Annotated in this window: 9 protein-coding genes; 3 read left to right on the top strand and 6 right to left on the bottom strand. The window is 66.2% G+C overall.

Going from position 1 to position 9,369, the window contains the following annotated elements; all coding sequences use genetic code 11:
- The 5 genes from ftsH to ptsP all read right to left on the bottom strand — a co-directional run.
- Positions 1–1,303: ATP-dependent zinc metalloprotease FtsH (ftsH, locus tag VK533_RS12275; RefSeq protein ID WP_324378042.1), on the bottom strand; the 1,303-nt coding region annotated here is incomplete at its 3' end.
- Between the two features lie 114 nt (positions 1,304–1,417).
- A complete protein-coding gene (gene tilS, locus VK533_RS12270; protein ID WP_324378040.1) occupies positions 1,418–2,419 on the bottom strand; it encodes a tRNA lysidine(34) synthetase TilS in 1,002 nt (333 codons plus the stop codon).
- Between the two features lie 4 nt (positions 2,420–2,423).
- Positions 2,424–3,413 carry a tetratricopeptide repeat protein gene (locus VK533_RS12265; protein WP_324378038.1) on the bottom strand — a complete coding sequence of 330 codons (990 nt, stop codon included), beginning with the start codon at positions 3,411–3,413 and terminating at the stop codon, positions 2,424–2,426.
- Between the two features lie 82 nt (positions 3,414–3,495).
- Positions 3,496–4,365: a helix-turn-helix domain-containing protein gene (locus tag VK533_RS12260; protein ID WP_324378036.1), complete on the bottom strand. Its 870-nt coding sequence runs from the start codon at positions 4,363–4,365 to the stop codon at positions 3,496–3,498.
- A gap of 78 nt (positions 4,366–4,443) precedes the next feature.
- On the bottom strand, positions 4,444–6,726 hold the full coding sequence (ptsP, locus tag VK533_RS12255) for a phosphoenolpyruvate--protein phosphotransferase (RefSeq protein WP_324378035.1): 2,283 nt from the start codon (positions 6,724–6,726) through the stop codon (positions 4,444–4,446).
- Between the two features lie 213 nt (positions 6,727–6,939).
- Between ptsP and VK533_RS12250 the strand changes: the two genes are divergently transcribed.
- From VK533_RS12250 to VK533_RS12240, 3 genes are all read left to right on the top strand, one after another.
- Entirely contained in the window at positions 6,940–7,593 is a 654-nt protein-coding gene (locus VK533_RS12250; protein WP_324378033.1) for a PEPxxWA-CTERM sorting domain-containing protein, read from the top strand.
- A gap of 62 nt (positions 7,594–7,655) precedes the next feature.
- Complete coding sequence (locus tag VK533_RS12245; RefSeq protein ID WP_324378031.1) at positions 7,656–7,997, top strand: PadR family transcriptional regulator; 342 nt, start codon at positions 7,656–7,658, stop codon at positions 7,995–7,997.
- A complete protein-coding gene (locus tag VK533_RS12240) occupies positions 7,997–8,956 on the top strand; it encodes a hypothetical protein (RefSeq protein WP_324378029.1) in 960 nt (319 codons plus the stop codon). The genes VK533_RS12245 and VK533_RS12240 overlap by 1 nt, the downstream gene beginning before the upstream one ends.
- Positions 8,957–8,959: 3 nt before the next feature.
- Here the strand turns inward: VK533_RS12240 and VK533_RS12235 are convergent.
- On the bottom strand, positions 8,960–9,369 hold a 410-nt coding region (locus VK533_RS12235), incomplete at its 5' end, for a nitronate monooxygenase (RefSeq protein ID WP_324378027.1).

The following is a 9,369-nucleotide window of genomic DNA, read 5'->3' as shown; positions in this document are numbered from 1 at the left end:
CCACCAGGGCGTGGCCGCCCTCGTGGTAGGCGGTCAGCTTCTTCTCGCTGTCGGTCATGACCATGGATTTGCGCTCGGCGCCCATCATGACCTTGTCCTTGGCTTCCTCGAACTCCTTCATCGCGATCAGGCGCTTGCCCTTGCGCGCGGCGAGCAGAGCCGCCTCGTTGGCAAGGTTGGCGAGATCGGCGCCCGAGAAACCGGGTGTGCCGCGCGCGATCGTGCGCAAATCGACGTCGGGTGCCAGCGGAAGCTTCTTCACGTGGACGGCGAGGATCTTCTCTCGGCCCTCGATATCCGGGCGCGAAACCACGACCTGACGGTCGAAGCGGCCCGGACGCAGCAAGGCGGGGTCGAGCACGTCGGGACGGTTGGTCGCGGCGATGATGATGATGCCTTCGTTGGCTTCGAAGCCGTCCATCTCGACCAGCAGCTGGTTCAAAGTCTGCTCGCGCTCGTCATTGCCGTTGCCGAGGCCGGCACCGCGATGACGGCCGACCGCGTCGATTTCGTCGATGAAGACGATGCACGGCGCGGACTTCTTGGCCTGCTCGAACATGTCGCGCACGCGGCTCGCGCCGACGCCGACGAACATTTCGACGAAGTCGGAGCCCGAAATCGTGAAGAAGGGAACCTTGGCCTCACCCGCGATCGCGCGGGCGAGCAGGGTCTTGCCGGTGCCGGGCGAGCCGACCAGCAACGCGCCCTTCGGAATCTTGCCGCCGAGGCGGGCGAATTTGGACGGGTCCCTCAGGAAATCGACGATCTCCTGCAATTCCTCGCGCGCTTCGTCGATGCCGGCGACGTCGTCGAAGGTGACGCGGCCCTGCTTCTCGGTCAGCATCTTGGCGCGGCTCTTGCCGAAGCCCATCGCGCCCGAGCCCGCATTCTTCTGCATCTGGCGCATGATCACCCAGCCGATGCCGACCAGGATCAGGAAGGGCATCGAATTGACCAGGATATATTGCCACAGGCTGGCCTGCTCGGCCGGACGCGCGCGGAAGGTCACGCCCTTGGCCGACAGGCGCTGGATCAGGCCCGGATCGTTCGGCGCATAGGTCTTATAGGCGGTGCCGTTGGTATATTTGCCGGTGATGACGCCATCGGCGATATCCGCCTCGCGCACCGAGCCGGCATCGACCCCCGACAGGAATTCGGAATAAGCGACGGTTTCGCCGGTCGTACCCTTGCCGCTGCCCTCGAACAGCGACACGAACAGGACGATGGCCAGCAAGATGCCGAGCCAGATCGCCAGATTCTTCACCAGCGGATTGCCGCTTTGCGGTTCCTTGTCGTCCTTCATGTGCGCGTCAGCCTTTCGCGGAGCCCGATCGTTCGCGAGAACGTGAATCGGGCTCCCAACATCTAAGTCCGTAAAATAGGCATGCGGAGGTTAATGGCAATGGAACAGCCTTGATCAGTGTGATCGACGGGGCGGCGCCTGTCGAAAATGCCACACCGTGCCTTTGGCCGAAGCGAGCACATTCGCCTGCGTCGCGGAGCTTCCGGCCTCCAGCGCGTCGAGCAAGGGTTCAACATTGCTCGCCGGATTCCAGTTCCCGCCATCCATGTCGTTGATCGAGAGGACGCGGTTGATTCCCATACGCACGAGATAGCGCTTCACACCGCGGGGCAGCCCATCGACGTCAAATCGAACCTCCAGCGGATCGCATTCCAGCGCGCGCGTCTTCCAGAGCCATTGGCTGATATCGAGCAGATCGCCATCGAGCGCCGCGAGATTCTCGGCCGTTCTGCCGATCTGGAGCGGATCGAGCCATGGCGCCTCGGCCAGCCAAGCCCGGAAACGCGTTCGGTCAAAGCGCGGATCGCGGTTGCTGGGATCATCGACGAACGGAAGGTTCAGTTGCTCGGCCACCGCGCGCAATTCGCGGCGCCGCCAGCGCAGCAGCGGACGCATCAGCACGATCGGGCTGTGTTCGGCCTCGCTGCGCGCCCGTACGGCGGCGAGCCCCGACAGGCCGGTGGCGCGCGCGGCGCGCATCAGGAAGGTTTCGGCCTGATCCTCGGCATGATGCGCGGTGCACAATGTCGGTGCGCCGGCATCGACCGCCCAGCGCTTGAGCAGCAGATAACGCTCCTGCCGCGCCCAGCCGTGGAGATTGCCGCTGGCACCCGGCGGGACCTCGATCTTCAGCGCCGTATGCGCAACGCCGATCCGGTCGCACGCCCGCGCGACCAACTGCGCCTCGTTGGCGGATTCGGGACGCAGCCCATGATCGACCGTCGCCGCGATGACGCGCTCCGGAAAGGCAGCCGCGGCGAGGCCGAGCATCGCCATGCTGTCCGGCCCGCCCGAAACCCCGAGCGCGATGCGATGGTCTGGCGCTTCCGCCGGGGTGAGCAGCCGTTCATAGTCTCCCTGGAAGCGCGCGATCAGATCGTCCGACAGCGGCTCCATCGCGTCATTTGCACTTGGCGTCGGTGCGGCCGGCCGCGACCTTCGCCTTGAGCGACGCACTCGAGGTGTCGCCATAGGCAGAGGTGAACTCATCATAGACCCGGCAGGCATCGGTCGGTTTCTTGAGCTGCACCAGCGACTGGCCGAGATAATAGAGGCTCTCGGCTGCCCGCTCGCCATGCGGGTTGGTGGTGTAATTGGCGGCGAACGCCTCGGCCGCGCGCGCCGGCTGGCCATCGTCGAGGTAGGCGCGGCCGAGCAGGTTCTGCGCGTAGCTCGCGCGCTTGTGCTTGGGATATTTCTTCACGACCGCCGCGAGCGACGCCTCGGCCTGCGGAAATTTCTTCTGCGTCCACAATTTGTAGCCCGCCATATAGGCGTCCTCGGCGGGGTCGCCCGAGGCCGGTACGGCAGTGGCATCGGTGCCGGTGGTGTCGTCGGCCATGGTCGGCGCCGGCTTTGCCTTTACGGGCGCCTTGCCCGGTGCGGCAGGCGTCTTGACCGGCGTCACGGTGGCGAAGGGTTTGGTCCCCTTGGGCGGCAACCCGGTGGCGCCAGCATCGTCCGCGACCGGTGCGGCGGTGGTGGCGTCGACCGGCTGCGGCGGCGCGGCGGCGGCTTCGAGCGTCTTGAGCCGGGTCGCGAATTCCTGGCGATCCTGCGCCGATTGCTGCGACAGCAGATCCAGCCGGTGTTCGTCCTGCTCGATCTGGCCGGTCATCTGCGCGACCGTCTTTTCGAGCGCGTCGACCCGCGCGACCAGATCGTTGAGCGGCGTGCTCGCGGGCGTGCCGACCGTGACCTGCGTTTCGGTGCGCGCGATTTCGGGCGCCTGGAAGGCGGCGTCGCCGCCCGGGAAGACCTTGCGCTGGACCGCCTTCAATTGCTTCTCGACCCGGTCGACGCGTTGATCGAGCGTGCCGGGCTCGGCGGCGAAAGCGGGCAGCGCCGCTGTGGCAAGCAGGGCGGCAAGGGCGATACGGATACGAGTCATGCTAGCTCCAGTTGGTCAGCGACGGCGCGCTTCGGCACAGAGCATAGAGCGGCTGACGCTAAAGTGAATCGCTTAGAGCGGATTAGGTACCGGCGCTATTTTCGACAGGAGTCGTCGCATTGGCGGGCGGCTGCACGGCCGGCGGCGGCGCGCCGACCCGTGCGAGCAGATCGGCGGGCTTGAGCGACACGTCCTTGGCGGCGCGATCGGGATCGCCGACCGGCGGGATCGGCGTCTGCCCGACCATGATCGTGGTGTGGCCGGGGCGTCCGGTCGTCATCAAAGGCGCCACCGCATCCGCCGGCACCTCGAAATGATCGCCGGGGTGGAGCACGCCGTAGAACAGGCTTTTGCCCGAATCCGCAATCTTCATCCACACGTCCTGGGTGGCGCCGATCACGACCGGACCCGTCGGCTGCGGCGCGGTCGCGGCGGGCGGCGTCGCGGCGACGGGCGCGGCCTGCGCCGGAGGATTGGCGGGCGCGGGCTGGGGCGCGGCGGGCTGCGTCGAGGTGACGGTGGCGATCTCGGCCGGCTGTTCGGCGGTGCCGCGCCAGTAAAGGTAGCCCAGCCCCAGCACCACGGCGATCAGCAGCGCAAGCAAGGCGAGGCCGGCCGGCGGCGTACGGCGCGGATCGGCCGGCTCGTAGGGCAGAATCTGCGTGCTTTCGCTGGGCATGCCGCCCATTTCGGCGCGGAAATCGTCCGACAAGGCCTGGCCGTCGAGCCCGAGCCGGCGCGCCCAGCTCTTGATGAAGCCGGCGCTGTAGGTCGGCGCGGGCAGGCCGCTATAGTCGCCTTGTTCGATCGTCTGCAGATGCCGTTTGGGAATGCGCGTGCTGTTCGCGATTTCCTCGATCGTCAGGCCCTGCGCCTCGCGTGCCGCACGCAGCCGTTCCCCGACGCGCGGGGCCGATCCAGTCTCTCCGAAAATCTCGTCTTCGCCGCTCACCCATTTTCCCCGGCTGGTGACGACCTTATCGATCAATCGGCGTACAGTGACGCCAAACTCTCAAATCACAAGGTCTTTTCAGCTAATTCGCACGTCGTTCGCTTCCGCCCATTGCTGAAGTGCGCCGCGCATGTCGCGCCGTGGTGCGGCGAGCAGTTCCCGCATCGCGATACGCAGAGCCGGAACGTCGAGCGAGCGCACCATCGCCTTGACCGGTCCGATTGCCGCCGGGGTGATCGACAGGCGCTCGATGCCGACGCCGATCAGCGCCATCGCCTCGAGCGGGCGGCCGCCCATCTCGCCGCAAATGCCGACCGGCACGCCCGCCGCGTCGCATTGCTCCACCACGCGGCGGATGAAGCGCAGGATCGCGGGGCTCAGCCAGTCGTAACGCTCGGCCAGCTTGGGGTGTGCGCGATCGGCCGCGAACAGGAACTGGGTCAGGTCATTCGTGCCGATCGACAGGAAATCGAGCTTGGGCAGCAGCATGTCGAGCACTTCCGCCAGCGCCGGCACCTCCAGCATCGTCCCGTAGCGGATCTCGAGCGGCAGCGGCTTGCCCTTGGCGGCCGCGCTGGCACGCTGCTTTTCGAACAAGGCGTGCGCCTCGTCGAATTCCCAGGGCTCCGACACCATCGGGAACATGACGTGGAGCGTGCTGCCGGCAGCGGCGGCGATCAGTGCGCCCGCCTGCGCCTTCATCAGCGCGCCGCGATCGAGCGCGAGGCGCAAGGCGCGCCAGCCCATCGCCGGATTTTCCTCGTCGGCCGAATCCGCGTCAGCGGTCATGTAGGGCAGGACCTTGTCGCCGCCGACATCGACCGTGCGGAAGATGACGGGCTTGTCGCCCGCCGCCTCGATCACGTCGCGATACAGCCGCTGCTGGCGTTCGCGCTTGGGCAGTTCGGCCGACACCAGGAATTCGAATTCGGTGCGAAACAGGCCGACGCCGTCGGCGCCGGTCGTCTCGATCGCGGCGACGTCGTCGCGCATCCCGGCATTGACCATCATCGTGATGCGCGTGCCGTCCTTGGTGAGCGGCGGCAGATCGCGCATCGCGGCGAATTCGGCGCGGCGCTTCTGGCCGAGCGCGAGCCGGGCGTCGAAGGCTTCCTCGATCGTCGGATTGGGGCGAACGAAGGCGGTGCCCTGGCTGGCATCGACCAGGACCATGTCGCCCTCGCCGATCTGGCGGCGCGCGTCGCGCACCCGGCCGAGCACGGGAATGCCCATCGCCCGCGCTACGATCACGACGTGGCTGGTGAGCGAGCCTTCCTGCAGGACCACGCCCTTCAGCCGCCGCCGATCATATTCGAGCAGTTCGGCCGGGCCCAGGTTGCGCGCGATCAGGATCGAATCCTGGCGCAACCCCAGTTGCGCGGCGGTGCCGAGCTGGCCCGACACGATCCGCAGCAGCCGATTGGAGAGATCCTCCAGATCGTGCATCCGGTCGGCGAGCAAGGGATCGTCGATCTCGCGCATCCGCATCCGCGTGCGCTGCTGGACGCGCTCGATCGCGGCTTCGGCGGTGAGGCCGCTGTCGATCGCGGCGTTGATCCGGCGCGACCAGCCTTCGTCGTAGGCGAACATCTTGTAGGTCGCGAGGATGTCCTGATGTTCGCCGCCCGCGCCGAACTCGGCCTGGCTCATCATGCGATCGATCTGATCGCGCATCTTGTCGAACGCCGAATAGACGCGATGGCGCTCATATTCGGTGTCTTCGGCGACGGTATGTTCGACCACCACGCGCGGCTGGTGGAAGACGGCGAAGCCCGCGGCCATGCCCTCGACCAGCTTGAGTCCGGTCAGTCGCACGGCGGCGCCGTCGCGGGTCTCGGGGCCGCGCCCGGTCGCCTCGTCGATCAGGCCAGCGCCCGCGATCAGCTCGGCCAGCACCATCGCCACCGTCTGCAGTGCTTCGATCTCGACATCGTCATAGCGGCGCGGATCGGCATGCTGCACGGCGAGCACGCCGACCGCGCGTTCGGCGCGCACGATCGGCACGCCCGCGAAGCTGTGGAACAGTTCCTCGCCGGTTTCGGGCTTGTAGGCGAAATCGGGGTGGCTGGTCGCCTCGTCGAGGTTCAGCGTTTCGTTCTTCTCGGCGATCGTGCCGACCAGACCTTCGCCCAGCGCGAGCTTGGTGACGTGGACCGCTTCCTTGTTGAGGCCGCGCGTCGCGAACAGCTCCAACTCGCCGTCGCGCAGCAGGTAGATCGAGCAGACTTCGCTGTGCAGCGCCTTGGCGATGATATCGACGACACGGTCGAGCTTGCCCTGTGCGGGCGCACGCGACGCCATCACGTCGTGCAAGCGCGTCAGAATCTCGCGCGCGGCGGACGTGGCGGATGCGGTGGCCATCTTAGGCACGGCTAACAGATCGCAGGGCAGGGTCCAAGACGCCGTTTGGGCCGGAGTGGCCGCCGATGCGATCGCGAACGCAACGGATGGTAAAGGGTGGCAGGGGTTCGATAACCGGACTTTTACCTTGCTAAATGGTTGTAATTGTTGGGCGGAGCGTTGCCAATATTAGGGCCGGGGCGTACCGATTGGCGATCATTAGCGGGGGTATTTATGAAGCTGCTGACGCTTGGCGCGCTCGCGACGGTCGCGTTTATCGCCCAATCTTCCTTCGCCAGCGACATTCCGGCAAGTGGTTCGGGTTGGTGCCTGTCCTTCGGGTGCGGCAACACCGACACCAACATTGTCTCCAACAGCTATGCCGGCCTGGATTCGGGCAACACGTTCCATGACTGGTTCGCGGTCAACGTGCCGAACGTGACGATCACGACGGCGTCGCTCACGATCTGGAACGACGCGTTCAATCATATCGACGATCCCGACAGCATCTTTTCGCTCTATGCGGCGTCGGGCATCGACTTTGACGGGCTGGTCAGCGGCGATGTGCTCGGTGCAATCGGGCTTGCCGGCGTGGACACCGGCGTCGGCCATTATGTCACCGTCACGCTCAATCCGACCGCCATTGCCGCGCTCAACACGGCGGCAGGCGGATCCTTCCTGTTCGGCGGCGCCGTCGGTGGTTTCGGCGCATCCGACGACAGCAGCGTCAATACGGCATTCGGTTGGACCGACGGTCATCCCGGCGCTTTCCTGACGATCAACGCATCGACCGCACCCGAGCCGGCGTCGTGGGCGATGATGCTGCTTGGCTTCGGAGTGGTCGGTTACGGCCTGCGCCGGTCCATGCAGACGAGACGGCGCATTTAAGGGCTTCCAACCGCATAGACTGTGTGTCATACAGTGTGTGTCGCACACTGTGAGGTGAGTCTGTGCCCATCGAGGACGACCTGTTCGAAAAGCTGCGCGTCGAGCTCCGGCGCGGTTCGCTGGTGCTGGCGGTGCTGGGTGCGCTCCGCGAGGAGCGTTACGGCTATACCTTGCGCCAGAGCCTGGAGGATGCCGGGCTCCCGATCGAGGAAGGCGCGCTCTATCCGCTGCTGCGGCGGCTTGAGACGCAGGGTCTGCTGACCAGCGAATGGCGGGAGGAGGCCAAGCGCAACAAGCGCTTCTACCGGCTCTCGCCCGATGGCGAGGCGATCCTCGCGCAACTTCTCGGCGAATGGAACGCGATCTCCGAATCGATCCTGCGCCTCACCGAAAGGAACACGTGATGGACCTGCTGGAACGCTATCTCCACGCCGTGCGCTGGGCGCTGCCCGTCGCCAAGGCGGACGACATCATCGCCGAATTGCACGATGTCCTGACCTCGCGCCGGGAGGATCGCGAGGAAGAGCTCGGACGGCCGCTGACGGCGGACGAAATGGGCGCGCTAATCAAGGAATTCGGCCATCCTTTGGTGGTCGCGGCGCGTTATCGGCCGCAGCAATGGCTGATCGGGCCCGACGTCTTCCCCTTCTACATCTTCGTGATGCGGATCATGGTGCTGATCATTGTCGGCATCGACATCGCGATCGGCGTGAGCAGGGCGCTGTTCGGCGATCAGCGCCCGCTCCAGATCCTCGCCCAGACGACCGGCAGCATATCGATGTCGCTGCTCGTCAACGTCGGGGTCCTGACGATCATCTTCGCGGTGATGGAACGCGCCGGCTTCCCCGCCGATCACATAAAGCAATGGAAGCCCGAACAGCTGCCGGCGATCACCGACAAGCGCAAAAGCGCCTGGGAAGCGGCGCTCGAGCTTGGCGGCGGCGTGGTTTTCCTGCTCTGGTGGACGGGCCTGATCCATCTGCCTTACGCGTCGGGCGGGCCCGATTTCCGGATGGAGCCGGCGCCGGTCTTCGACGAGCTCTATTGGCCGATCCTGGCCTTGGTTGCCGTGCGGCTGATCCAGAACCTGATCGAATGGCTGCGGCCGCGCTGGACGTTGATGCGCGGCACCCTGGGCGCGTTGACGATCGTGGGCGGGCTGGCCTTGCTGGCGATCATCTACCGGGCCGGCCATTGGGCGACGATCGTCTCGACCGGCATGCCCGCGGACAAGGCGGCCCAACTGAGCGACGCGGTCAATCTCGGTCTCAAGATCGCGATCGTGGCGACGGGCGCGGTCTGGGCCTGGCAGGGTGTGGTCGAGCTGTGGCGGCTGGTGCGGAATCGTCCGCAAGCTGCCTGAGGACTAGCGCCGCGCCAGCGCGGTTTCGGCCTCGTCGAGCAGGCTGGCGATGATCTCGGTGACCGGCTCTTCCTTGGTCACCATGCCGACCGACTGGCCGGCCATCACCGAGCCGCGCTCGACGTCGCCGTCAATCACTGCCTTGCGCAGCGCGCCCGCCCAGTAACGCTCGATCTGCAATTGCGCCTCGCCCATCTCGACCTTGCCCTCGTCGAGCAGCTGCGCGACCTCGCGCTGCTTGGCGGTGAACAATTCGCTCTCGGCATTCTTGAGCGCGCGCACCGGGATCACCGGCAGGCGTGGGTCGATTTGGACGCTGGCGATGGCGTCGCGCGCGCTGGCGCGGATGAACGCCTTCTTGAAATTGGCGTGGGCGATGCTCTCGGTCGCACACACGAAGCGCGTTCCCAGCT

It is taken from the genome of Sphingomonas sp. (assembly GCF_035317925.1).
Taxonomy (GTDB): Bacteria; Pseudomonadota; Alphaproteobacteria; order Sphingomonadales; family Sphingomonadaceae; genus Sphingomonas_I.
The sequence above is the reverse complement of the archived record's forward strand: the minus strand, read 5'-3'. Positions and strand labels throughout refer to the sequence as shown.